22 protein-coding genes, 1 tRNA gene and 1 pseudogene are annotated in these 24743 nt (G+C 71.3%); 11 read left to right on the plus strand and 13 right to left on the minus strand.

Annotated elements, in window-relative coordinates:
* Positions 1–2: 2 nt before the first annotated feature.
* From ACGFH9_RS25255 to ACGFH9_RS25275, 5 genes are all read right to left on the minus strand, one after another.
* Positions 3–1193 (minus strand): branched-chain amino acid ABC transporter permease, encoded by a 1191-nt coding sequence (locus tag ACGFH9_RS25255; RefSeq protein WP_355236911.1) that lies wholly within the window; start codon positions 1191–1193, stop codon positions 3–5.
* Positions 1190–2140 carry a branched-chain amino acid ABC transporter permease gene (locus ACGFH9_RS25260; RefSeq protein ID WP_393223674.1) on the minus strand — a complete coding sequence of 317 codons (951 nt, stop codon included), beginning with the start codon at positions 2138–2140 and terminating at the stop codon, positions 1190–1192. Before ACGFH9_RS25260 ends, ACGFH9_RS25255 begins: the two co-directional genes overlap by 4 nt.
* A gap of 110 nt (positions 2141–2250) precedes the next feature.
* Positions 2251–3417, minus strand: a complete 1167-nt coding sequence (locus tag ACGFH9_RS25265; RefSeq protein WP_393223677.1) for a branched-chain amino acid ABC transporter substrate-binding protein — start codon at positions 3415–3417, stop codon at positions 2251–2253.
* A 208-nt stretch (positions 3418–3625) separates the two neighbouring features.
* Positions 3626–4810, minus strand: a complete 1185-nt coding sequence (locus ACGFH9_RS25270; protein ID WP_393223679.1) for a hypothetical protein — start codon at positions 4808–4810, stop codon at positions 3626–3628.
* A 50-nt stretch (positions 4811–4860) separates the two neighbouring features.
* The gene (locus ACGFH9_RS25275; RefSeq protein WP_355049623.1) at positions 4861–5484 is read right to left on the minus strand and encodes a response regulator; all 624 of its coding nucleotides are present in this window, start codon (positions 5482–5484) and stop codon (positions 4861–4863) included.
* Between the two features lie 97 nt (positions 5485–5581).
* Here ACGFH9_RS25275 and ACGFH9_RS25280 point away from each other — a divergent pair.
* From ACGFH9_RS25280 to ACGFH9_RS25295, 4 genes are all read left to right on the plus strand, one after another.
* Positions 5582–5659 (plus strand) — tRNA-Leu (locus tag ACGFH9_RS25280).
* Positions 5632–5805 (plus strand): hypothetical protein, encoded by a 174-nt coding sequence (locus ACGFH9_RS25285; RefSeq protein WP_393223682.1) that lies wholly within the window; start codon positions 5632–5634, stop codon positions 5803–5805. The genes ACGFH9_RS25280 and ACGFH9_RS25285 overlap by 28 nt, the downstream gene beginning before the upstream one ends.
* 64 nt (positions 5806–5869) lie before the next feature.
* Positions 5870–6283 (plus strand): hypothetical protein, encoded by a 414-nt coding sequence (locus ACGFH9_RS25290; RefSeq protein WP_393223685.1) that lies wholly within the window; start codon positions 5870–5872, stop codon positions 6281–6283.
* Between the two features lie 263 nt (positions 6284–6546).
* Positions 6547–7197, plus strand: a complete 651-nt coding sequence (locus ACGFH9_RS25295; protein WP_393223688.1) for an NAD-dependent epimerase/dehydratase family protein — start codon at positions 6547–6549, stop codon at positions 7195–7197.
* Here ACGFH9_RS25295 and ACGFH9_RS25300 read toward each other — a convergent pair whose 3' ends face one another.
* Positions 7198–8376, minus strand: coding sequence for a trans-sulfuration enzyme family protein (locus tag ACGFH9_RS25300; protein ID WP_393223691.1), 1179 nt, complete (start codon positions 8374–8376; stop codon positions 7198–7200).
* A gap of 83 nt (positions 8377–8459) precedes the next feature.
* Here ACGFH9_RS25300 and ACGFH9_RS25305 point away from each other — a divergent pair, with 83 nt between their 5' ends.
* Both ACGFH9_RS25305 and ACGFH9_RS25310 read left to right on the plus strand, forming a co-directional pair.
* The gene (locus ACGFH9_RS25305) at positions 8460–8933 is read left to right on the plus strand and encodes an Lrp/AsnC family transcriptional regulator (protein WP_355621846.1); all 474 of its coding nucleotides are present in this window, start codon (positions 8460–8462) and stop codon (positions 8931–8933) included.
* Positions 8934–8945: 12 nt separating this feature from the next.
* Entirely contained in the window at positions 8946–9989 is a 1044-nt protein-coding gene (locus ACGFH9_RS25310; protein ID WP_393223696.1) for an LLM class flavin-dependent oxidoreductase, read from the plus strand.
* A gap of 199 nt (positions 9990–10188) precedes the next feature.
* Here ACGFH9_RS25310 and ACGFH9_RS25315 read toward each other — a convergent pair whose 3' ends face one another.
* On the minus strand, positions 10189–12459 hold the full coding sequence (locus ACGFH9_RS25315) for a cellulose binding domain-containing protein (protein ID WP_393223699.1): 2271 nt from the start codon (positions 12457–12459) through the stop codon (positions 10189–10191).
* Positions 12460–12697: 238 nt separating this feature from the next.
* Here ACGFH9_RS25315 and ACGFH9_RS25320 point away from each other — a divergent pair, with 238 nt between their 5' ends.
* Entirely contained in the window at positions 12698–12961 is a 264-nt protein-coding gene (locus tag ACGFH9_RS25320) for a hypothetical protein (RefSeq protein ID WP_393223702.1), read from the plus strand.
* A 185-nt stretch (positions 12962–13146) separates the two neighbouring features.
* Here the strand turns inward: ACGFH9_RS25320 and ACGFH9_RS25325 are convergent.
* Positions 13147–13870: pseudogene (locus ACGFH9_RS25325) on the minus strand (sulfite exporter TauE/SafE family protein); the annotation flags it as partial.
* Positions 13871–14148: 278 nt separating this feature from the next.
* Entirely contained in the window at positions 14149–14613 is a 465-nt protein-coding gene (locus tag ACGFH9_RS25330; RefSeq protein WP_007462839.1) for an Rrf2 family transcriptional regulator, read from the minus strand.
* 221 nt (positions 14614–14834) lie between these two features.
* Here ACGFH9_RS25330 and ACGFH9_RS25335 point away from each other — a divergent pair, with 221 nt between their 5' ends.
* A complete protein-coding gene (locus ACGFH9_RS25335) occupies positions 14835–15497 on the plus strand; it encodes a YceI family protein (RefSeq protein ID WP_355236875.1) in 663 nt (220 codons plus the stop codon).
* A gap of 9 nt (positions 15498–15506) precedes the next feature.
* Here ACGFH9_RS25335 and ACGFH9_RS25340 read toward each other — a convergent pair whose 3' ends face one another.
* The 3 genes from ACGFH9_RS25340 to ACGFH9_RS25350 form a co-directional block, all read right to left on the minus strand.
* Complete coding sequence (locus ACGFH9_RS25340; RefSeq protein ID WP_393223706.1) at positions 15507–16391, minus strand: acyl-CoA thioesterase; 885 nt, start codon at positions 16389–16391, stop codon at positions 15507–15509.
* Positions 16388–17836 carry a pyruvate kinase gene (gene pyk, locus ACGFH9_RS25345; RefSeq protein ID WP_393223709.1) on the minus strand — a complete coding sequence of 483 codons (1449 nt, stop codon included), beginning with the start codon at positions 17834–17836 and terminating at the stop codon, positions 16388–16390. Before pyk ends, ACGFH9_RS25340 begins: the two co-directional genes overlap by 4 nt.
* Before the next feature lie 302 nt (positions 17837–18138).
* Positions 18139–18504 carry a YciI family protein gene (locus tag ACGFH9_RS25350; RefSeq protein WP_393223712.1) on the minus strand — a complete coding sequence of 122 codons (366 nt, stop codon included), beginning with the start codon at positions 18502–18504 and terminating at the stop codon, positions 18139–18141.
* 228 nt (positions 18505–18732) lie between these two features.
* Here ACGFH9_RS25350 and ACGFH9_RS25355 point away from each other — a divergent pair, with 228 nt between their 5' ends.
* Positions 18733–19047: a hypothetical protein gene (locus tag ACGFH9_RS25355; protein ID WP_393223715.1), complete on the plus strand. Its 315-nt coding sequence runs from the start codon at positions 18733–18735 to the stop codon at positions 19045–19047.
* Positions 19044–19547, plus strand: coding sequence for a hypothetical protein (locus ACGFH9_RS25360; protein ID WP_393223718.1), 504 nt, complete (start codon positions 19044–19046; stop codon positions 19545–19547). Before ACGFH9_RS25355 ends, ACGFH9_RS25360 begins: the two co-directional genes overlap by 4 nt.
* Positions 19548–19616: 69 nt before the next feature.
* On the opposite strand, the gene ACGFH9_RS25365 is transcribed toward ACGFH9_RS25360, so the two are convergent.
* Positions 19617–23654, minus strand: coding sequence for a CHAT domain-containing protein (locus ACGFH9_RS25365; RefSeq protein ID WP_393223721.1), 4038 nt, complete (start codon positions 23652–23654; stop codon positions 19617–19619).
* Between the two features lie 200 nt (positions 23655–23854).
* Here ACGFH9_RS25365 and ACGFH9_RS25370 point away from each other — a divergent pair, with 200 nt between their 5' ends.
* The gene (locus ACGFH9_RS25370; protein ID WP_393223724.1) at positions 23855–24727 is read left to right on the plus strand and encodes an aldo/keto reductase; all 873 of its coding nucleotides are present in this window, start codon (positions 23855–23857) and stop codon (positions 24725–24727) included.
* Positions 24728–24743: the final 16 nt, after the last annotated feature.

Genomic DNA, 24743 nt, shown 5'->3' on the forward strand with positions numbered 1-24743 from the left:
GCTCACTCAACGACAGCCACCTCCTTCTGCCGGTCCTGGAGCTCGGCGGCCCGTCGCCGGTTCGGCCACAGACCCTGCGGTCGGAAGATCATCACGATGATCAGCAGGATGCCGAAGATGAAGTACCGCAACGACGTCGGGCTGACGTCGAAGTCGTTGCCGAAGACGGTAGCCGTCTCCGGCAGACCGAACACGTCGCCCACCGACCGCAGCCACTCCGGAATGTAGATGACCAGGAAGCCGCCGAGGATCGCACCGCCGATGCTGCCGGCGCCACCGAGCAGAACCGCCGCCAGCACCAGGATCGAATTCTCCAACGAGAACGTCGACGAGTTGACGAAGTTGGCCTGACCGGCCCACAACGTGCCGGACAACCCGCCGACCGCCGCACCGATCGCGAACGCCCACAGCTTGAACCGGAACGTCGGCACACCCATCAGCTCCGCCGCGTCCTCGTCCTCGCGGATCGCCACCCAGGCACGACCCACCCGGCTGTTGGCCAGGTTCCGGATCAGGAAGACAGCACCGATGATGACGGTGAGCAGCAGCCAGTAGTACGGCTTGAACTCGAACTGGAAGATGGCCGTGCCGTCCGGGTACTTGCCCGGCGGGTGCCCTACCTGCGGGATGCCGCGGTCACCATTGAGGATCCAGTCCTGGTTCTTCGCGACGATCCGGATCATCTCCGCGAAACCGAGCGTCACGATCGCCAGGTAGTCACCCCGCAGCCGCAGCGTCGGAGCGCCGAGCAGCACACCGGACAACAGCGCCAGGGCGATCGCGATGGGCACCGTGACCAACCACGGCCACGGGCTCTCCAGCCAGTTGTACTCGGTGATCAGCTTGCTCTCCGGCGACGTCAACAACGCCACCGTGTACGCGCCGACGGCGAAGAAACCGAAGAACCCCAGGTCCAGTAGACCCGCGTAGCCCACCACCACGTTGAGACCGAGCGACAGGAGCACGATCCACGCGCAGTAGAACAGCACCGCCGCCATGTCGTTGCGGGTGGTGTACAGGGGAATCCACAGACCCGGAATGTTCAGGTACTCGTAGAACCACTTGTTCGGCAGGACGTAGAGGAAGGCGATGAAGGCCAGCAGCCCGGTGATCCGGGCCGACTTCGGCAGCTCGTCGACCCGCCGACCGAAGGCACTCGAAGCGGAGTGCCAACGCTCTCGCAGAGCGGTCATGCCCGCGCCCTCCCCAACGACTCGCCCAGCAGACCGGTCGGGCGGAACATCAGCAGGACGATCAGCACCACGAACGCGATGAGATCCCGCCACTGCGAGCCGAACAGCGCCGACCCGTAGTTCTCGACCAGACCCAGCAGGATGCCGCCGATCGCCGCGCCCCGCAGGTTGCCGATACCGCCCAGCACCGCTGCGGAGAACGCCTTGAGCCCGAGCAGGAAGCCGATGTTGTACCGGGTGTTTCCGCTCTTCATGTCGCTGAAGACGGCGGCCACACCGGCCATCAGACCGCCCAGCACGAAGACCAACGCGATGACACGACTCTTGTTGACACCCATCAACGCGGCCGTGTTGGCGTCCTGCGCGACCGCGCGGATGCCCTTGCCGAACCGGGTCCGGTTAACGAACCAGTCCAGCCCCACCATCATGATGATGGCCACGCTCAGCGTCAGCATCTGCACCGGCGTGACGCTCCAGCCGCCGATCTTGAACAACGTCTCCGCGGGCAGCAGGGCCGGCGAGCCGACCTGACGCCGCTGGGTCAACGTCCCCATCAGCTCCATCAGGGCGTACGAGGCGCCGATGGCCGTGATCAGGAAGGCCAGGGGCGGCGCGTTACGCCGACGCAGCGGGCGGTAGGCGGTAACCTCGATGAGTAGGGCGACACTGCCGGACAGCAGCGCCGCGGCCACGATCGCCAGAGCGATCAGCAGCAGCGAACGGCCCACCGACGGAGCACCGCTGTTGCTGTCGAGCCCGAAGGCCGCCCAGGTCCAGATGGCACCGAACGTGCCGATCATGAAGACCTCGGAGTGCGCAAAGTTGATCAGGCGAAGAACGCCGTAGACGAGGGTGTAGCCGAGGGCGATGAGCGCGTAGATCGCACCCTGCACCAACCCGGTCGTGGTCAGTTCCGGGAAGCCCCGGACGAGTTCTGCAAAGTCCACCGATGCTCCGAAGGGTGTTGCGTTGAGCCGATGCGGCCGGGGTTACGCACCCCGACCGCATCGAAACAACTCTGTTCGTCACGCCCTCAAACCTGTGACCCCCGACGGGATCAGGCCTTCGGGACCTCCACGTCCGGAGCCCACGCGCCGGCCTTCGCCTTGAAGGCCCACACCTTGACCTGGGCCGGGTCCAGCTCGCCGCTGGGCTCCCACTTGTAGGTCACGCCCGAGGCGGAACCGGCCTTGTTGTAGGTGGAGAGGAAGGCCTGGATGTCCGCGCGGGTGTTCTTACCGGCCTTGATCGCCTCAAGGTAGATGTTGGCCAGGTCGAACGACACGTCCGCGTACACGCCCGGGTCGACGCTGTACTTGGCCTTGAAGTCGGTCACGAAGGTGCCCTTGGCCGCGGTGGCCGGGCCACACGGGCAGGTCGCGATGGTGCCCTCGACGTCCTTCTGACCAGCCACCGACAGCATGTTGGCGTCGTTGATGCCGTCGCCACCGATGAACGTGCCGGTCCAGCCCGCAGCCCGCAGCTGCTTCAGGAACGGCGCCGCCTCCTCGGTGTAGCCCGCGTAGAACAGCACCGTCGCGCCGCTGGTCTTCACCTTGGAGATCTGCGCGCCGAACTCCTGCGCGTTGTCGACGACCTTGTCGGTGCCGATGACCAGCGAGCCGAGGCCCTTCTTGGCCTCGTCGGCCAGACCAGCGCCGTACGCGGACTGGTCGTCGATGACGAACGCCTTCTGCGCCTTCAGCACGTTCTTGATGTAGCTGGCGATCGCCGGACCCTGGGAGAAGTCGTTACCCACGCCGCGGTGGAAGACCTTCCAGCCCTTCTCCGACAGGCTCGGCCGGGTGGCCGACGGGCTGATGACGGCGAGACCCGCGGTGTCGAAGATCGGCAGCGCGACCTCGCTCTCACCGGAGAACGCCGGGCCGACCATGGCCACGATCTTCGAGTTGGCCGCCGCGTTGGTCGCCAGACCACCCGCCAGGTCGGCCTTGCCCTGCGAGTCGAACGCCTCGACGGTGACCTTGCAGTCCGCGTTCTCCGCGTTGTACTTCTCCACGGCGAGGTCGGCACCCTGCTTCATCGGGGTGACCAGACCGGCGTCGGCGCCGGAGAGCGCCCCGAAGAAACCGATCTTGAGGTCGCACGCCTTGTTGGCGGAACCACCCGACGTGCCCTCGTCCTTCTTACACGCGCTGGCGCCGCCGGCAACAAGCGCCAAGATGGCGACGCTGCCGAGGACGCGCACGAAGTTTTGCCTCAAGGCTGGAACCCTCCTCCGTCCTGAAGCCCGATGGCGTCTGGCAGAACGCCAAGACCACACCGGACCGGACCGTTCACCCGGTCTGGGGCGGGACGTTATCCCACAACCACTACTCCCCGTAAGGTGTCGTAGGCGGCGTTGACTCAACCGTTACCAGAAGCGGAGAACCTCGCGTTTAGATGTCACATCGGCGCGTGTCGACAACTCGTCAAACGGGTTCAGAGGGCGCGAACCACACCCTCGCCGCCACCCCGTCGTCGAGGGTGACCACCATCCGACCGCCCGCCACCGCAACCGCCGCAGACGTGTCCCCACCAGCGGAAACGCGACCTGGCAGGGTTACCGGCAGCCACGACGAGGCATCCCCGCCAGACCGCCACAGCCGGTGCCCGTCGCTCGCCACCGTCATCGCCAGGACCGCACCGCCATCGACGCCCGCGACCGCCTCGACCCCCGCCACCGCACCGGCACCGGTGGCCCCGAACCCCCCACGGGCGCGCCACTCATCGGCGCCCGCCGTTGCCTCAGGCGACCACTCCCAGGCCTGGAACCCACTCCCCCGCACCCCCAGGGCGTACACCGTGGCGCCCACCCGGACGAGACGCTGCACGACCTCGTCCGTACCGGTCGCCGGCAACGGCAGCCGCGTCCAGGCCCGGCCGTCACCCGACGACCAGACGTACGGATCACGGTCGGCCCGATCCGCCGGCCTGCCCCCGCCACCGACCAACCAGCCCTCGGGCACCGCCACCGCGTCCGTGGCGATCGTCGACAGCGCCCCATCACTGGCCAGCCCCGGGGCGTCGTCCACCAGCACGAAGTCGGCCGCGTCCGCGGAACGCCACACCGCCGCCCCACTCGTCCGCGCACCCGCGATCAGCCACCCGCCAGCGCCACCCGCGACACGGCTCGCGCTGACCGCCTCCGGTCCGCCGTACAGCTCGAACTCCGCCGGCACCTCGGTCAGACCACCGTCGGCGTCCTGCCGCCACGTCCGCACCCGCGGATTGCCGTGCGCGCCACCCGACCGCGCCCCGATCACCGCGATCCGATCATCGGAACACCCGACGGCGTAGAGGATCGCGCGCTCGCCGTAGTAACTGATCGGACGCAACGGCAGCGACGTCCACACTCGACCGTCCATGCTCCGCCACGCAGCCGGCCGGGTTCCACCGTCCGGCGCACCCACCGCGCCGACCGCGTACCACCGACCCGCGCAGACTGTCACATCACGCGCGATGAGCCGACCCGGCGGGCCCGGGGGCACCGGCAGATCCGCCATCTCCCACCGTGGACGCACCGGTTCGGGAAGCCGCTCGTCGTCGGCGGCCCGGCAGCCGGCGAGCAGCGTGACGACAACCCCGAACACCGCGACCGTACGCCGGACCGACACGTAGCTGATGCTATCGATCCGATCACCCGCCGCCGAGCGACGAGCAGCGATCAGACGCTCGGTTGCTGCGCCACCTCACCGCCGGCGGTCTCCGCGAGGATCCGCTCGGCGACCTCCTTCATGGTCATCCGGTGGTCCATCGCCGTGCGCTGGATCCACTTGAACGCCTGCGGCTCGGTCATCCCGTACGTCGTCATCAGCGCGCCCTTGGCGCGCTCCACCGTCTTGCGGATCTCCAGGCGGTCGGTCAGGCTCGCGACCTCGGCCTCCAGGGCCGCGACCTCCGAGTACCGCGACAGCGCGATCTCCACGGCCGGGACCAGGTCACTCTTCTGGAAAGGCTTCACGAGGTACGCCATCGCGCCCGCCGCCCGCGCCCGCTCCACCAGGTCCCGCTGGCTGAACGCGGTCAGGATGATCACCGGGGCGATCCGGGCGCCGGCGATGCGCTCGGCGGCGGCCAGCCCGTCCATGATCGGCATTTTGATGTCGAGGATGACGAGGTCGGGCTTCAGCTCCTCGGCGAGGCGCACGGCGGTTTCGCCGTCGCCGGCCTCCCCCACCACCTCGTAACCCTCTTCGACAAGCATCTCGGCGAGGTCCAGCCGGATCAGCGCCTCGTCCTCGGCGATCAGTACGCGCCTGCGCTCGGCATCCGTCGGCGTCTCAGCCACCAGCCCTACCCCCACCAGTTAGAACCTGACACCCGCCCAGCCGGGTGTCACCGCCCTCAGCGTAGTAGGTATCCTGTCAGGGCCGAATCAGGGAAGCGCCCTCGTAGCCCAACTGGCAGCAGGCAATGGCTTCAAACTCCATACAGTGTGGGTTCGAATCCCACCGAGGGCACCACAAAAGATGTCGTACGGGTGTTCGAGAATTCTCTCGTGCATCCACCCGAGATTCGCGCACGAGCACGGCAGATGTTCCTGTCCGGCAACACGGTCGCCGACACCGCTCGCGCCGTCGGTCTGCCGTACTTGACCGTCTGGCACTGATGTAACGACCGCCCGGAGGCTCGACTCCAGGGCACGGAGCTCCGGTGCTTCCGCTGCCGGGAAGGTGTCGACAGTCCGACAGACCCCGCAGCACGGTCCCGGCAAGAAGCACGATCGACCGATCGTCCTGGCCGACTGGCAACTGTCGCTCGTCGAGAGCCACCCCGGCGACTTCGTGCGCGGCCTGTTCCACTCCGACGGCTGCCGGTTCGCCAACCGGGTGACCGTGCGCGGCAAGGAGTACGTCTACCCGCGCTACATGTTCGTCAACGAGTCGACCGACATCATGGGGCTCTGCCCGTGGAGCCTGGACCTGCTCGGCATCGCCTGGCGGATGAACCGCCGCAACTGCCTGTCCGTGGCACGCCGCGACGCGGTAGCCACGCTCGACCAAAACACAGGCCCAAAGTCCTGCCCCCACCCCCACCCCCCAACCCCAACCCCCACCCAACCCCCCACCCGGCCCGGTCGATCATGAAGCTATTGCGCCGACACGCCGACGTCGGAGGCAATAACTTCATGATCGACCGGTGTGGGGACGGTGATTGGCCGGTGTGGGGACGGTGATTGGCCGGTGTGGGGACGGTGATTGGTCGGTGTGGGGACGGTGATTGGCCGGTGTGGGGACGGTGATTGGCCGGTGTGGGGACGGTGATTGGCCGGTGTGGGGACGGTGATTGGTCGGTGTGGGGACGGTGATTGGGAGCCTGTGCGAGTGTCGAGGACAGGAGGCGGGTTCTGATGCGGGTGGTCATCTTCGGTGCGACCGGCATGGTCGGTCAGGGCGTGCTGCGGGAGTGTCTGCTCGCCGGGGACGTGCGGGAGGTACTCACCGTCGGCCGCCGGCCGACCGGTCGGCAGGACCCGAAGCTGCGGGAGCTGACCGTCCCCGATCTGGGTGACCTGGAGGCGGTACGGGCGGAGTTGACCGGCGTGGACGCCTGCTTCTACTGCCTGGGCGTCTCGTCGTTGGGTCTGGACGAGGCGGCGTACACCCGGGTCAGTTACGACTTCCCGGTGGCTGCGGCGCGTCTGTTCGCCGAGGTGAGCCCGCAGGTGACGTTCGTCTACGTCTCCGGCGTCGGCACCGACTCGACCGGGCAGGGCCGGGTGATGTGGGCGCGGGTCAAGGGTCGCACCGAGAACGCGGTCATGGACCTGCTGCCCAACGGGTACGCGGCGCGGCCGGGGTTCATCCAGCCGACGTACGGGGCGGTGTCACGGACGCGGGCGTACCGGATCGGGTACGCGGTGACCCGTCCGCTGTTCCCGGTGTTGCGGCGGCTGCTGCCGAACCAGGTGACGACGACGGACGGGATCGGCCGGGCGATGGTGCGGGTGGCCCGGGAGGGCTCGCCGACCCGGGTGTTGGGCAACCGCGAGCTGCGCTGATCAGACCACCGCGTCGAGCGCCTGGGCGAGGTCGGCGCGCAGGTCCTCGGGGTCTTCGAGGCCGACGGAGAGTCGCAGCAGCGCCCCGTCCGGCTTCGCGTCGCCCTCGACGGGTCGGTGGGTCAGCGAGGCGGGGTGCTGGATGAGGGTATCGACGCCGCCGAGGGACACGGCGTGGGTGATGAGTCGGCAGGAGGCGGCGACGGTGGCGGCGGCGGGCGCGCCGCCGCGTACCTCGAAGGCGAGCAGGCTGCCGGGTCCGGACATCTGCCGGCCGACGAGCGCCGCCGGGTCGTACACCGAGGGGTGGTGCACGCGGTGTACGGCGGGGTGGTCGGCGAGCCAGCCGGCGAGTTTCTCGGCGGTGGCCTGTTGGGCGCGGACCCGCAGCGGCAGGGTCTGCAGGCCGCGGTGCAGGAGATAGCCGCCGAGGGGGTGCAGGATCGCGCCGGTGACGGCGCGGACCTGGCGGAGTCGGGCGGCCCAGGCATCGTCGCAGGCGACGACGCCGGCGAGGACGTCGCCGTGGCCGCCGATGCTCTTGGTGGCGCTGTGCAGGACGAGGGCGGCGCCGTGGCGGGCGGGTTGTTGCAGGACGGGGGTGGCGACGGTGTTGTCGACGAGCAGGGGTACGTCGCCGGCGGCGGTGCCGAGGGCGGCGATGTCGACGAGGTCGAGGGTGGGGTTGGCGGGCGTCTCGATGACGACGAGGGCGGTGTCGGGGCGGACGGCGGTGGCGACCTCGTCGGGGTGGGCCCAGGTGACGGTGGTGCCGAGCAGGCCGGTGGCGAGGACGTGGTCGGTGCCGCCGTAGAGGGGTCGGACGGCGACGATGTGGCGGTGTCCGTCGCGGGTGGCGGCGAGCAGGGTGGCGGTGAGGGCTGCCATGCCGCTGGCGAAGGCGACGGCCTGGTCGGTGCCTTCGAGGGCGGCGAGGGCGGTTTCGAAGCGGGCGACGGTGGGGTTCCAGAGCCGTTGGTAGACGGCGCTGGCACCGGCGGGGAGGGTGCCGCCGGTGGCGAGGTGTTCGTACGCGTTGCCACCGGCGTGGACCGAGGGCAGCGGGTTGGTGGTGGACAGGTCGATCGGTGGTACGTGCACGCCGAGCGTGCGCAGGTCGTCGCGGCCGGCGTGTACGGCTCGGGTGTCCACCGTCGTCATGGCGGTAGCGTCGAACATCCGGTGCCAGGGAGGCAATGCTTCGGTAGATGATTCTGTCGGGGTACCTTCTTTCTGTCGCTGATTCGGTGGAGAATGCGGGGATGCCCCCTGAGTCGAATGTTGTACGGCCGGCGCTGGACGAGGTGGACCGCGCGATCCTCGCCGAGTTGGCGGCGGACGGCCGGTTGCCGAACAATGCGCTCGCCGAGCGGGTGGGGGTGGCACCGTCGACGTGTCTGACGCGTACGCGGGCGTTGCGCGAGCGTGGGGCGATCCGGGGGTTCCACGCGGAGGTCGATCCGGCGGCGCTCGGTCTGCCGTTGCAGGCGCTGGTGTCGGTGCGGTTGACCGCGCACGAACGGGCGGCGGTGGACGCGTTCCGGGCGCGGTCGGTGCGGCTACCCGGGGTGGTGTCGGTGTTCCACGTGGCCGGTGCGGAGGACTACGTGCTGCACGTGCGGGCGGCGTCGGGTGACGCGCTGCGGGATTTCGTGCTGGACCACCTGGCGGTCGATCCGGTGGTGCAGCACACACAGACCAGCCTGATCTTCGAGCAGGCGCGGGGTGTGGGCTGAGCGGCGGCCGGAATGAACGGGCAGGCCGGCGAGTTGGCACAACGTGTGATCACCGTACCGTTGTCTGTTCTTGATCTTGCTCCGGTCGCGAAGGGCGCCACCGCCGGTGACGCCCTCCGTGCCACCACCGAGTTGGCCCGGCGCACCGAGGAGCTGGGCTACCGCCGCTTCTGGGTGGCCGAGCACCACAACATGCCGGCGATCGCCAGCTCCGCGCCGGCGGTCCTGCTGGCGCACCTGGCGGCCAACACGTCGACGATCCGGCTGGGTTCGGGCGGGGTGATGCTGCCGAACCACGCGCCGCTGGTGGTGGCCGAGCAGTTCGGCACCCTGGAGGCGCTGCACCCGGGCCGGATCGACCTGGGCATCGGCCGGGCCCCCGGCACCGACCAGGTGACCGCGCTGGCGTTGCGGCGCACCATGGAGGGCCTGTCCGCGGAGGGTTTCCCGCGTGAGCTGGCCGACCTGATGAACTATTTCAGCGGCGAGAAGCCGGGGCAGATCGTCGCCACCCCGGGTCGGGGCGAGCAGCCGGCCGTCTGGCTGCTCGGTTCCAGCGGCTTCAGCGCCCAACTGGCCGGCCTGCTGGGTCTGCCGTTCTCGTTCGCGCACCACTTCAGCTCGGCGAACACGTTGCCGGCGTTGGCGCTGTACCGGCAGAACTTCCGGCCGTCGCAGTGGCTGGACAAGCCGTACGCGATGGTGGCCGTCAACGCGGTCTGCGCCGACACCGACGAGCGGGCCGAGTGGCTGGCCGGGCCGAGCGCGCTGTCGTTCTTGAAGCTGCGTTCCGGTCGGCCGGAGCCGCTGTCGACGCCGGACGAGGCGGCCGCGTACCCGTACACCGAGTTCGAGCGGGAGTTCGTGCTGCAACGGCGCGACGGTCAGGCGATGGGATCGCCGGAGACGGTGCTGCGGCAGCTCACCGAGTTGCAGGAGCGCACCGGCGCGGACGAGCTGATGCTCACCACCCTGGTGTACGACGTGGCCGACCGGGTGCGGTCGTACGAGTTGATCGCCGAGAAGGTGGCCGGGGGCCTGCGTCGGGACGCGTGAAACACGATCTTCACGTCAGCGTCACTCCCGCGACCCGGACGGCGCCTAATGTTGGTGCCGGTGGTGGTACGGCATTCCCGGTCGGGACGGGTCGGGAATGCCGCGGTGTGGAGCACCGGGCTGCAGCTGTGCGGATTCCGCGGCTGCGGCCCGGTGCCTGCCACCTTAGGCGAACTCGATCAGGACCGCCAGGGTTAGATCAGCGTATATAGATGTTCGGGGTGGGTGGACCGGCCATCTGATCGCCGATGAAGAACCCCGGGTGTGGCGGCTGGTTGTACGCGGTGTTCTGCCACGCGATGGCCACCCGGTACTGCGGGTCGTGCATCAGCGTGTAGATCCGGGTGCTGGTCGGGGTGGGTGTGCTGTAGATGCGCAACGCCCGACTGTCGGTGGTCCGCCAGATCACCTCCTCGCGCCAGTCGCCCAGGATGTCGCCGGAGAGCGCCGGCGTGGACTTGGTGCCGTTGTTGGACGCCACCCCGTTGCCGTCGAGCAGCCGGGTCTCGCCTCCGGTGCCGTACTTGTCGATCTTCGTGGCGTCCAGCAGCTCCCGGACCGGATCACCGTCCCACCAGGCGAGGAAGTTCGTCGACGACGGCTTGCGGCCGATGTTCTGCCCGCGGGTGTTGGCGAGTCCGGAGACCGCCGCCGACCAGGACTCCGCGCCGGGGCTGCCGGCCCAGATGTCCGCGGAGACGCCCCGGCCGTTGTCGCCGGAGGCCGGCGTGGACCACAGGATCTGACCGGTACGGGCGTCCGCGAACCACGAGCTGGGCTTGCTGGCGTCCTCGTCGACCTTGAACACCTCCAGGCCGGCGCGGCCCGGGTCGAGATCCCCGACGTGCATCGCGTCGCCGTGCCCGTTGCCCGTCGAGTAGAGCAGCCGACCGTTGTCGTCGATGGTGGCGGCGCCGTAGACGATCTCCTGGCGGCCGTCACCGTCGACGTCGGCCACGGAGAGCTGGTGGTTGCCCTGCCCGGCGGCAGCGCCGTTGCCGGACGAGTTCGAGTCGAACGTCCAGCGCTTGGTCAGGGATCCGTTGCGGAAGTCCCAGGCGGCCACCACCGCGCGGGTGTAGTAGCCACGCGCCATGATCAGGGACGGGCGCTGGCCGTCCAGGTACGCGGTGCCGGCGAGGAAACGGTCGACCCGGTTGCCGTACGAGTCGCCCCAGGACGACACGGTGCCGCGCGGCGGGTCGTAGGTGACGGTGGATGCGATCGCGCCGGTCTGGCCGTTGAACATGGTCAGGTACTCCGGACCGGACAGCACGTAGCCGCTGGAGTTGCGGTAGTCCGCGGACGACGAGCCGATGAGCTGACCGGTGCCGGAGCGGGTGCCGTCGGCGGTCTTCATGGCCACCTCGGCGCGGCCGTCGCCGTCGTAGTCGTACACCTGGAACTGGGTGTAGTGCGCGCCGGCCCGGATGTTGCGGCCGAGGTCGATGCGCCACAACCGGGTGCCGGTGAGCGTGTACGCGTCGACGTAGACGTTGCCGGTGTAGCCGGACTGCGAGTTGTCCTTGGCGTTCGACGGGTCCCACTTGAGCACGATCTCGTAGGTGCCGTCGCCGTTGAGGTCGCCGACCGAGGCGTCGTTGGCGCTGTAGGTGTAGCTCTCCCCGCTGGGGGTGGTGCCGCCCGCCGGCACCTGCAGGGGCACGTCCAGGTAGCCGTTGGCGAACTGCAGGGCGGGCGCGGACGCCGCCTGCTCGGCGCCGCCCACCAAGGCCCGCACGGTGTACGCCGACCCGGCCGCCGCACCGCTGTCGAGGTAGGTGGTGGCGCCGGTGATCGGGTTGGCGTTGACCCTGGTCGAGCCGCGGTACAGGTTGAACGACACGCCGGAGGTCTCGGTGCCGAGCAGGCGCCAGGAGACCAGGTTGCCGCTGCCGGAGCGAACGCTGATCAGCCCACGGTCGAGGTTCTCCATCTGTTTCGCCCCGGCCGGCGGGTCGGTGGGCGGCGGCGTCGTCGGCGGTGCAGTCGTGGGCGGCGGGGTGGTCGGCGGTGGGGTGGTCGGGGCCGGCGTGGTCGGGCCGCCCGTGGGAGGCGCTCCGGTGCAGGTGACCCCGTTGAGCGCGAAGCTGGCCGGCGCGGGGTTGCTGCTCGTCCACGAGGCGTTGAACCCGAACGAGGCGGTGCCGTTGGTGGCGAGAGCGCCGTTGTAGTCGACGTTGCGCGCGCTCACCTGGGCGCCGGACTGGCTGACGGTGGCGTTCCACGCCTGGGAGACCTGCTGGCCGGCGGTGTACGACCAGGTCAGGGTCCAGCCGTTGACCTCCTCGCCGAGGTTGGTGATGGTGACGTTGGCGCCGAAACCGCCCTGCCACTGGTTGGTGACCTGGTAGTCGACACGACAGCCGACAGCGGCGGCCGAGGCGACGACCGTACCGACGGTGCCGGCGACGACGGCTGCCGCTGTCGAGGCGGCGAGCAGACTCAGCCGTTGTCTTGACGGGTGCATGAACTGCCTCCGGGGATCCGGTGATGACCGCTCTGGTCCACCTGCCCTGCCCGGGGTGGCACGGTGGACGGTCCGCCGCGGCGGCGGCGAACGGCGATCTGGTCGGGGATGAACGCCCTGAAACTCGGATCCGGCTCAGCCGCATCGTAGGGCAAGCGCTTTCCACTCCGCAATATCGACGATCGTCACGCCGTGCGGCTCTTGACCCTCCCCCACGCCGCCTGATCGACTCGACCGGGTGAGCGCACCACACGTGGACCCGGACGAGTTCCGCCCCGGCGGCGAGCCGGTCGAGGCGGTGCTCGCCGACCTGGACGCCATCGTCCTACCGGGGCTGACGCACTGGCAGCACCCCGGGTTCTTCGGCTACTTCCCCGCTCCGCGCCGACGACGACACGAACGCCGGACGGCGGCAGAGGAGCCGCGTCCCGGCTGCCCGTCGGCGGGGCCGATGACCGGCGGCAGCGCCGCACCTCGCCCCGGGCGAGGGCGAGGGCGCTAATGAACGTGATGCCTGCAAGTCATCTTGATGACTCAGAGGCATCACGCTCACAGGGGGAAGCACCCCGCCTCGAACACCGACGGGTGGCTGGGGAGATTCGCCCCGGACAGCCAGCACGAGCAGCGCAGGTTGCTGGTCGGCGGTGGATGCGAAGGTGAGCTGTTCAGCAGAGGCCGCCGCGCGGGTCAGCGCCCTCCCGGCGTTCCCGCCACGCTGAGATCGGCCGGTGCGCCGCCGTCGGCAGCGCCGGGGATGACAGAGGCCGACTCAGGAAGCACCGGCACTCCAGCGGCGGGTGCCGCGGCCGTCACGGTGGCAGCGGCGGTGGCAGCGGCGGCGCGGGCTTGGCGGGTACGGCGAAGACCAGCGCGGTCAGCCAACCGGCGGCCAGCAGGGCGTACAGGACGGGGCGGAGCGGGCCGTCCAGCTCGGCGGACCGGATCAGGGTGCGGGCGTTGGTCAGCACGATCACGCCACGACGAACTCGGCGGTGTCGACCGAGCCGATCACCTTGCGGGGCTCCATCCGGCCGGAGACCAGCAACGCCGGGGTGGCGACCGGGCCCCACCCGCCGCCGCCGGTGGCGTCGACGAAGCCGGCGACCAGACCCAGGGGCCCGAGGAAGCGTCCGCGCAGCCGTCCGCCGACCCGGCCGGTACGCAGCGGTCGGGCGAAGCGCACCAGCAGGTACGTGCCCAGGGTGAAGAGGATGGCGGCCATCCACGGCGCGGCTGACTCGGTGGAGATCGAGCTGAGCAGCGTGGCCCCGGCGAACGCGCCGACCGCGCCGGGCAGGGCGATGCGGGTCACGACCCGCCAGTCGACGTTGCCGAACCGCCAGTGCGCGACCCCGGCCGCGAGCGTGGTGCCGATCTCGGCCAGGTGCACCGACGCCGAGGCGGCGGCGGGCCCCTGGCAGTGCGCCCCATCCCCGCAGACCAGCCCGCTCCGACGCGCCCATGCGGAGTGTCGCGGCCTGGCGGTGCTCCAGCAGCGCGAGATCTTGGACAGTTTCCGTTCGGAGCGAACGGAAACTGTCCAAGATCTCGCGGAAGCCGTGCCAAGGCATGGCACCCAGCGGGTGTCAGGCCGGGGCCGGCGGCGCGGGCGGGCGCTGCGGGCGGCGGCGGGGCGGGGCGGGCGCTGCGGGCGGCGGCGCGGGCGGGCGGGGTGCCGGCCCGGCGAGCTCAGATCCAGGCGCGCGGGTCGGCGGCCAGCTCGGTGACGCGGGCGGGCAGCGTGCCCGCTGCCACATCGGCGACGCTGACCAGTTCGAGGATCTCGCGCTCGCTGGCGCGCAGCGCGATCCAGACCTCCTGGAGCGCACGGGCCGGGCCGTGGTAGCCGAGCTGTTCGGGGCGTTGCCCCCGGACGTGCGCGAGCGGCCCGTCGATCACCCGGATCACCTCGGCGAGGGAGATCTCCTCGGCCGGACGGGCCAACCAGTAACCGCCCTCCGGACCACGCTGGGCGTGCACGATGCCACCCCGGCGCAGTTGCAGCAGGATGCTCTCCAGGAACTTGGGCGGGATCTCCTGCGCGCGGGCGATCTGGTCGGCGGTGACCGGCCGGCCCCGCCCGGGGCCGCTGGCCGTCGCGGCGAGCTCGGCGGCCGCGCGGAGGGCGTAGTCGACCCGGGCGGAGAGACGCATGCCGGCAAGGTTAGCCCGCAGGTCATCCGCCGGGACCGGCGGCCCTCGGCCGATTGGTCACGCATTGACGAATAGCTAATGCGCCGGAGCGAATGATCCACTACCTGGTGGGGCTCGAAACGCCGATTCGGAGCGTCCTTATGCTGGGCGGGCACCATGCCTGCCCGACCGGTTTCTGGGGCTCGGGCCAGACATCGATTAACCCGGGGGAAGGCAACACGATGGCCGATGTCGCCACACGCACCTGGGATGGCATGACCATCCCGATCGCCGGCACCTACCGCCTCGATCAGGCGCACAAGCGGATCGGTTTCCTGTCCCGGCACATGATGGTGAGCCCGGTACGCGGCGAGTTCGCCGAGGCGACCGCGGAGATCACGGTGGCGGAGGATCCGCTGCGCTCCGGGGTGACGGCCACCATCGCGTCGGCGAGCATCTCCACCGGAAGCGCCGACCGGGACACCCACCTGAAAAGCGCGGACTTCCTCGATGTGGAGCGTTACACCACTCTCGAATATCGAAGCACGGGCATCAAATGGCAGAGCAACGAAGACCCGATTTTCTACTGGGCACGCCTGCGTAACCACCGACTCGGCGGGCGAGGCAGAAGTCACAATCCCCCGCCGCAGTCCGAGCCCAATCGATTTGTGCTCACCGGAGAGTTGACGGTGAAGGGAATCACCCGCGCGGTGGACCTTCAGGTGAATTTTGGCGGCGCCCGTCAGGATCCGTACGGACAGAACATCTTCGGATTCAGCGCGACCGCCGAGATCAACCGGGAGGACTACGGCCTGCTCTGGAACGTCGCGTTGGAGAGCGGCGGCGTCCTGGTCGGCAAGACCGTACAGATCGAGATCGCCGGCGAGGCCATCCACCAGGCGTGACCGGTCGGGTCAGGCGCCGACGCGGCGCAGCAGACCCTCCTGTACGGCGCTGGCGATCTGCCGGCCGTCCGTGGTGAACATCCGGCCGGTCGCCAGCCCGCGCGCGCCGGACGCGGACGGGCTCCAGCAGTCGTAGAGGAACCACTCGTCGGCGCGGAACGGCCGGTGGAACCACAGCGCGTGGTCCAGGCTCGCGCCGACCACGCCACCCGGCCCCCACACCTCGCCGTGCACGGAGAGCACCGAGTCCAGCAGGGTGAGGTCGGAGGCGTAGGTGAGGGCGCACGCGTGCAGCAGTGGGTCGTCGGGCAATTTGCCGTCGATGCGCATCCAGACCCGCTGGTGCGGGTCGGCCGGCCGGTCACCGGGACGGACCCAACCGGGCTCCCCCATGTAGCGCACGTCGATCGGGCGGGGGATCTGCCCCCACATTCCCAGGCGCTCCGGGTAACGGGAGAGCCGGTCGGACATGGTCGGCACGTCCTGCGGCGGGGGTACGTCCAGCGGGGCGGGAGCCTGGTGGTCCAACCCCTCCTCGGCCCGCTGGAACGACGCCGACATGAAGAAGATCGGCTTGTCGTGCTGGAGGGCTACCGCGCGGCGCACCGAGAACGACCGGCCGTCGCGGATGTTCTCCACCTGGTACTCGATGGGCTCGACGGGGTCGCCGGGGCGGACGAAGTAGCCGTGCAGCGAGTGCACGAACCGCTCCGGATCCACCGTGCGGCCGGCGGCGACCAGGGCCTGACCGGCAACCTGGCCGCCGTACACCCGTTGTGGGCCGACCGGGGGGCTCATCCCCCGGAAGGTCATGTCCCCGGTCGGGTCGAGGTCCAGCACTTCCAGCAGCTGGTCGACAGCTGCCTGGCCGACCGCGACCCGACCGTCGCTCACTGCAGCGCCCGCGCCGACGCGGCGTCGACCAGCGAACCGAGCTGGTGTACGCGCAGCGTGTTGGTCGAGCCGGGGGTGCCGGGCGGGCTGCCCGCCACGATCACCACGTAGTCGCCGGGGTTGGCCCGGTCGAGGCCGAGCAGCGCCTGGTCGACCTGGCGGAACATGTCGTCGGTGTGCTGCACGAACGGCATGAGGAAGGTCTCGACGCCCCAGGTGAGGGCGAGCTGGTCACGCACCTCGGGGACCGGGGTGAAGGCCAGCAGCGGCAGGTCGCAGTGCAGGCGGGACAGCCGTCGCACGGTGTCGCCGGTCTGCGAGAACGCGACGAGCGCCTTGGCGTTGATGGCCCGGGCGATGGACGAGGCGGCGACGGTGAGCGCGCCACCGTGCGTACGCGGGTCGTGCTGCAACCGCGGCACGCCGATCGAACCCGCCTCGGTGGTCGTCACGATCTTGGCCATGGTGCTGACGGTGAGCACCGGATACTTACCGACGCTCGTCTCGCCGGACAGCATGACCGCGTCCGCGCCGTCGAGCACCGCGTTGGCGACGTCGGACGCCTCCGCCCGGGTGGGGCGGGAGTTCTCGATCATGGAGTCGAGCATCTGGGTGGCCACGATGACCGGCTTCGCGTTCTCCCGGCACAGCTGCACGGCGCGCTTCTGCACCAACGGGACCTCGTCCAGTGGCATCTCGACACCGAGGTCACCGCGGGCGACCATCACGCCGTCGAAGGCAAGCACGATGGCCTCGAGGTGCTGCACGGCCTCCGGCTTCTCGACCTTGGCCAGCACCGGCCGGAACACACCCTGCTCGGCCATGATGCTGTGCACGAGCTTGATGTCCTCGGCCGAACGGACGAAGGACAGCGCCACGAGGTCGACGCCGAGCCCCAGGGAGAAGCGCAGGTCCTCGGCGTCCTTGTCCGACATGGCGGGCACGCTGACCGCCACGTTGGGCAGCGAGACGCCCTTGTTGTTGGAGACCGGGCCGCCCTCGGTGACCAGGCAACGGATGTCGTTGCCGGTGACGTCGGTGACCTCCACGGCGACACGGCCGTCGTCGATCAGCAGCCGGTCACCGGGCTTCACCTCGTGCGGCAGCCTGGTGTAGGTGCAGGAGACCCGCTCCTTGGTGCCGAGGATGTCGTCGCCGGTGATCACGACCGAGTCACCGGTGCGCCACTCGTGCGGGCCGTCGGCGAACTTGCCGAGCCGGATCTTGGGGCCCTGAAGGTCCGCGAGGACCGCCACCGGCTTGCCGGCGGCCTCGGACGCCTCCCGGACCAGCCGGTAGACGGCCTCGTGGTCCTCGTGGCTGCCGTGGCTGAAGTTGAGCCTCGCCACGTTCATGCCGGCCTCGACGAGGCCCCGGATGCGCTCCGGCGACGAGGTGGCGGGACCAAGAGTGCAGACGATCTTCGCGCGGCGTGTCACGCCCATCAGGCTAGTCTCTCCTTCGGGTCGGACTCGGGGCCGACCCCTTGCAGGCAGTGGAACAGGTGTCCAACGACGCGTGGCACGCGTCGGGCCGGCGGGCGCAAGCGCACCGGAACGTTGTGGCGACGGGCAACGGCGACCGCGCGCCGGGAATGGTACGCCTCCACGCTGGGGCGGTGTCGGGGCGCTCCCGGCAGCCCTCGAAGGCAGCCCGGCCGGGCGCGGGCACGCCCGGTTCGCGCGACCGTAGCACCGACGCGTGCCGCGCCACCGTCACCAGTACGACACCCTCGACGGGCCGACGGTCAGCCGCTGGTCTTGACCAGCGGGAACTCCAGCGAGCCAGCCGGGCAGAGGAAGGTCAACACGTCCACCCGGTAGAGGCCGGCCTGCACCGCCGGGTCGGCCTCCAGCACGCTGCGTACGTCCTCGACGCTGCCGGTGCGGGCCAGCCCGAAGCCGATCGGCGGCTCCGGCGTACGGGCCGGGCCGTCCACCGAGCCGGCGACCAGGATGATCCCCCGGCGCTGCAACGCCCGCATGTGCTCGGCGTGCTCGGCCTGCAACCGCTGCACGGTCTTCGGGGGCAGGGCCCGTCCGGCCGCGCCGGGATAGATCACGATGCACTCGTACGTGTCGAGCGCGAAGTCGACCTGCGGCACCTGCCCCATGGTCCTCCCTCCGCCGTCACGCCGGCACGCACCGGGCCGGCCGCCCGGGCCGGCGTCACCGGCACGCGCCCAGCGTCGCACGCCGACGAGGGCGGTACCGGTCGCTCCGCGCAACTGCCCCCGGCCGGTCCCCGGGGTGCGAGGAGATGCGGACACGGCACGTCGACCTGTGCCGGTGTGGTCACCGGCTACGGTGGACGGTCCAGGTGTCGGTGGCGGGAGGTCGGGATGCGCGACGACGAGCCGGCGTCGAGCCCGCTGCCGTACGCCGAGGTGACCGACGAGGCCTACGCGACGCGGGCCGCGGCGGATTTCCGCCCCGAGGCGTTCGAGTTCGCGGTGGTGCTCAGCGGGCGCTGCCCCCGGTGCGGCCACACGAGCACCACCACCCTCGTGGACGAGGTGTACCGCAAGGACGCCGCGATCTCCGACAGCGGTTACCGGACGCTGCTGTGCGAGTGCGAGGCCGAGCACCCGGGGTGTCCCGCGGGGCTGCGGGGCTGCGGGGCGTACTGGACGCTGCGGCTGGAGGTCGAGGCGTGATCCGTCTTCGTCCCGGTCCGCCCGCGACGGTGGCCGACCTGCGCCGTGCGCAGCAGTTGGCCGGCCTGCTGCGCGGCGAGTTGGAGCGCGTACGAGCGGCGGCGGTGGCCTGGCGCAACGGCCTCGGTGGCCTGTTGGTGGCGCTGGTCGGGTTCAGCCTGATCCGGGGTCGCTCCGACGTGAGCACGCTCGCGCCGGGTTGGGGCGCGCTGGTCGGGGTGCTGCTGCTCGCCGCGCTGGTCGCGGGTGTGGCGGGAGCGCTCGCGCTGCTGCGCGCGGCGCACGGCCGGCTGACGGTCACCCCGGTGGCGGCTCTCCCGCCGGCCCCTCTCGGTGATCATCTGGAGGCCGTGGCGGCGGTCCGGTCCCTGCGCACGGGCGTGGGCCTGGTGCTGCTGTGCACCACGCTGCTGGTCGCGGCAGTCGGTGTGACCTGGTACGCCCCCGCCTCCCCGGCCACCCACTCCCCCGCCGTCAGCCTGCCGGTCGACGCGACCTGAGCGGCCCGGCTGCGCTCCGAGCCGCCGCGCAGGGCGCGACAACCGGGCTGCTCGCCACCGTCTGGGAGGTCAGGGGCCGAGGTGGGCGTAGCCGGCCCAGGTGTCCGGATGGTCGGGCAGGGCGGCGCGGAGGCGACGGACCGCCGCGTGCAGGGCCACGGCGGCGCGATCCGGGTCGATCCCTCCGGTCACCGCCAATCCGTCGTACAGGTCGGTGCAGAGCCGCACCGTCAACGTGTCCGAGATGGACCACAGCGCGCCGATGACGTGCCGGAAGCCGGCCAGTTGGAACGCCGTGCCGAGCGTGAGCGCCTCGTCGGGCAGGGCGGCTCCGCCGCGTACCGTCTCGCAGGCGGAGAGGACTGCCAACGCGGCCGGGCGGCCAGCCGGGCGCCACAGGTCCCGCACACTCAGCGCGCCGCCCGCCAGCCCGAGGCGTCCCCGGGCCGGGGCGCGCAGGTCCTGCGTACCGTGACAGGACAGGTGCGCGACGGGCTGCTCGGGCAGGGCGGCGAGCACCGCCGCCGGGCTGGCCACCGGGCCGAGCAGGGAACGCACCCGGGGGACGTGCCGCCGGACGATCTCCTCCTCCCGCGCGACGCCGGGCAGATCGGCCAGGCCGGGCGTCTGTGGCATGCCGACGAACAGCGCCGCGTCGACCGGCCCGGGCTGTTCCGTGCCGCCCCGCCGTGCGTGCGTCAGCGCCCGCAGCGAGGCCGTGTACGACGGGACGACCCGGTCGAGCACCCCCTCGGCACGATCGAGCGGACCGGCCGCGTGCAGCGGCAGCAGGGTGAGCACGCCGGTGGGACACCACCACAGCCGAGGACCGCCACCGACCACCCCGGGTGTGGCGTCGGCGGACAGGGCCACGTCGAGTACGGGTGCGGCGACGACGCGCCACAGCCAGTCCAGGGTCTGGGCGACCCCGGCGCGGGCCACCGCGTGCCGACGGCGCACCTGCGGCTCCGGTACGTCCGCCGGCGGCGACTCGGTGAGCTCCGCGATCGCGGTCAGGAAGCTCACCGTCCGGACGACCAGCTCGGCCAGGGTCAGCTCCGGCAGCGGCACCACGGTGACCTGACCGTCGGCGACGACAAGCGCGTCGCAGCGCCGCGAGGCGACGTTGACCAGCACCACCGGGCCGGCGGCAGCGGCTCGGGCCAGCTCGTCGAAGGGCGGCGGACGGAGAAAGTCGGCGAAGCCGGGGCGGTCACGGATCTCGGTCAGCAGGTGGCGGCGGCGGGTGGCGAGGTCGTACCGCTGCTCCGGCGTCACTCCGGCCCCGGTGCCCGACACGCCCTCGCCAGTCAACCCGACCGTCGACACCACCTGAGCAGCCGACACCAGACCGGGCGGCGCTGACATCCCCGCCCGCGGCATCGGGAAGTCGTCGAGGGCGGCTTGGAGGTCGGCGAGGCGAGCGGCCAGGCGGGGGGCCTGTGCGCGAAGCGCGGCCAGGTCGGCCCCCGCGTCGTGGGCGCGGGTGAGCAGCACGCCCCGGCCGTACTCGAGCAGTTCGACCGCGCGCTCCGGGCGGTCCAGGGCGATGGCGACCGCCGCGGCGTCGCTGGCCAGTCCGGGGAAACGCCCGAGCAGGCGGGTCTGGTCATCGGGGTCCATACCGTGCCAGGCCACCAGGTCGATCAGCTCGATGGCGGTGGTGTACCCGTCGAGCGCGGCCGACAGGTCACCGGCCTGGGCGGCGTGCGACGCGTACCGGCTGGCGGCCGACGCCCGCAGCAGCGACGGCGCGGACTCGACCTGGGCGGCGGCGTGCAGCGCGGCGGTCGCCTCGGCCAACGCGTCGGAGCCATCCGCGCCGGACCCATCCGTCGCCACGGCGTCGGGATCGGTGGCGGCCGCGGCGACCGCTTCGAGGGCGGTGGCCAGGTTGCTCAGGCACATGGTGCGGGCCGGGTGCTCGGGGGGCAGTTCGTCGACCGCCCCCCGGTAGGCGGTCAGCATGGCGGTGGTGTCGGCGTCGGCGTGGCTGGCCTGGTGACGCAGCAGGAGGGCGTTGCCGAGGTTCGTCAGGATCCGGTGCCGGTCCGCGTCGGCCAGCGGCCGCCGGCTCAGTAGATCGAGCAGCCGCACCGCCTCGTCCAGCGCCGCCGGGTCACCGTGCAGGCGGTGCCGCAGCAGGTGGGCCAGCGCGTGGGTGCCGACCGTCTGGGCGTACTCGGTGGGGTCGGCCTCGTGTTCGGCCAGCTCGGCGGCCTCGCGCAGCGCGACCACGGCGGCCTCGGAGTCCCGGGCGACGCCGGCCGCGACCTCGTCGGCGGACCCGTCACCGGCGGGCAGCGCGCCGTCGACGAAGAGTTCGACCCGGCGGTTCAGGGCGGAGCCGTAGTTGGTCAGCGCCGGCAGGCGGTCCGGGTGACCGGGCAGCGTCGTGTCGATCACCTGCGCCAACACCTGGATCGCCTCGGTCAGGGTCGCCAGGTCCTGGGTGGAGCCGAACAGCGCGTGCAGCACCAGACCGAGGTTCGAGCGGTAGCGGGGCAGGGACGCGTCGTCCGGCGCGGCGGCAGCCACGGCCGATCGCAACGCGACCGCAGCCAACTCCAGCAGGGCCGGCTCCCCGGCCACGTCGGCGAGTTCGCGCAGGGTGTTGCCGAGGTTGTTGAGGATGTGCGGACGCAGCGGATCGGTACGGGGCAGCAGCCGTTCCGCCTCGGTCAACGCGTCACGGCCGGCGCGCAGCGCGTCCACCCCGTCGAGGTCGGCGTGGCCCAGGGCGAGCGCGCGGCCGAGGTCGGCGAGCCGGCGCGCCCGCTGCACGGGGTCTCGCGCGGCGGCCACGCCGGCACGCAGCACCCGCACCGCCTCGGTGATGTCGTCGGCCCGCCGCCGCAGCTCGTACCGGCTCACCAGCAGACCGGCCGCGACGTGCCGCAGCTCGTCGCCGTCCATCCCGTCGGGTGTCGTCCCGGAGCCGGCCGCAGCCCGGTACGCGTCGATCGCCGCGTCGAGGTCGGCCGGGTCGGCGGCGGCCTGGTGCCGCTCGGCGAGCAGGGTGGCGAGGCCGACCTGGGCGGTGCCGGCGAGTTGCGGGTCGAGCCCACCGAACCCGGTCAACGCCGACCGGTACGCCTCGATGGCGGCGTCCCGTTCGGCGGGCAGGCGGTCGCGGAGGAACCGCTCGGCGAGGGCCGCGCCGTGCAGCGCGGCGACCCGGGGATCGGCGCTGTCCCGGGCGGCGGCGAAGGCGTCGACCGCCTCGTCGAGGTCACCTGGCCGGCGGTGCAGCCGCCACCTGTCGCGCAGCCGTTGGCCGAGGTTCATCCGCGCCATCGTGCGCACCGGCGCGCCCGGGGCAGCGGCCCGCACCGCATCGCGCAGCGCTGTGATCGACTCGTCCAGCGCTGCGGGGTCGCGGTCCACCTCGTACGTGTCACCCAGGACGTTGCCGAGGTTGAACAGCCGTACGGGACGTTCCGGATCGCCGATGCCGGTGGCCTCCAGGCTCTCCCGGTGCGCCTCGACGGCCGCCGCCAGGGCGCGCCGCCGGCCGAGATGCTGGAACTGGTCGCGGTGGACCCGCCCGAGGGCCGACAGGTAGTGCAGGCGCTCCGGCGCACCCGCCGGCGTGCCGGCCAACGCCTGCCGCAGCAGCGCCTCGGCCTGGTCGGCCGTCCGGTAGTCACGGCTGTTCTCGGCCGCGGCCATCAGCAGGACGGCCTCGACGTACCGGGCGTTCGACGCGTCGTCGCGGGCGGCGGTGGCCGCGCGGGCGGGCCGCGGCGATCCCCCGGGGGCGTGCTGGGCGCGCAGTAACGCCAGCAGCGGCGGGGGCACCCGTTCCGGCGCGAAGCGCAGCAGGAACTCGGTGAGCCGCAGCGCCTGGTCGAGGTCGTCGGCGTCCTCGCCCGCGGGCAGCAACCGGTAGCGGTACCAGTGCAGACCAGCCAGGAGGGACACGCCCTCGGCGACCCGGTCGGGCAGCGGCCGGTCCGTGGGCGTCTCGGTCACCAGGTCGACGACGGCCTCGGCGTCGCGGATCGCGCCGGAGTCGAGGACCACCCGAGGGTCGCCGGTGGCGGCGAAGCGGTCCAGCCGGTCCCGTAGCCGACCCACCGGGTCAGGTCTGAACCGTCGCCACATCGCGCCTCCCCCGGCCGGCCGCACGGACTCGGATCAGGCGTAGCAGACCGGACACGACGGGCGCTAGGGGTCATCGTTGTCGTGTCCCGACACACGATCGGGCGGACGACGGCATGGCGGGCCGCTCCGGGGGAACGATCACGAGGTGGTTCCGGTGGCGTCCCCGCCCCGCCACGGAGAAGACGAGGAAGGATGTACGTATGGCGACCGACATCAGCAAGCAGCCCGCGAAGGCGTCCGGCACATACCGGATCGGTGGCGACGTCACCGTCAACCGGCTCGGGTACGGGGCGATGCAGCTCACCGGCCCGGGTGTGTGGGGCGATCCGAAGGACCCGGACGAGGCTCTGCGGGTGCTGCGCCGAGCAATCGAGCTGGGCGTGACGTTCATCGACACCGCCGACTCGTACGGGCCGTTCGTGTCCGAGGTGCTGATCCGCGAGGCTCTGCACCCGTACGCCGACGACCTGGTCATCGCGACCAAGGCCGGCTTGACCCGCTCGGGCCCGGGTGACTGGCGTCCGGTGGGCCGCCCGGAGTACCTGCGCCAGCAGTGCGAGCTGAGCCTGCGGCACCTGGGCCTGGACAGCATCCCGCTGTACCAGCTGCACCGGATCGACGTGCAGGTCCCGCTCGCCGACCAGTTGGGCGAGCTGGCGTTGCTGAAGCAGGAGGGCAAGATCCAGCACATCGGGCTGTCCGAGGTCAGCGTGGAGCAGATCGAGCAGGCGCGGGCAATCACCGAGATCGTCTCGGTGCAAAACGAGTACAACCTCGCCAACCGCGGCTCCGAGGACGTCCTGGACTACTGCGAGCGCAACGACCTGGGGTTCATTCCGTGGTACCCGATCGCCACCGGCGAGCTGGCCCGGCCGGGCGGCCCGCTGGACGCGATCTCCACCGCGCACGGCGCGACGCCCGCGCAGCTCGCCCTGGCGTGGCTGCTGCGCCGGTCGCCGGTGATGCTGCCGATCCCCGGCACGTCGTCGGTGGCGCACCTGGAGGAGAACGTCGGCGCCGCCGACGTACGGCTCACCGACGACGAGTTCGAGGCGCTGGCCAAGGCGAGCTGAGTCGCTGGTCCGGACG

Source organism: Micromonospora sp. NPDC049102 (assembly GCF_043197485.1).
Classification (GTDB): Bacteria; Actinomycetota; Actinomycetes; order Mycobacteriales; family Micromonosporaceae; genus Micromonospora.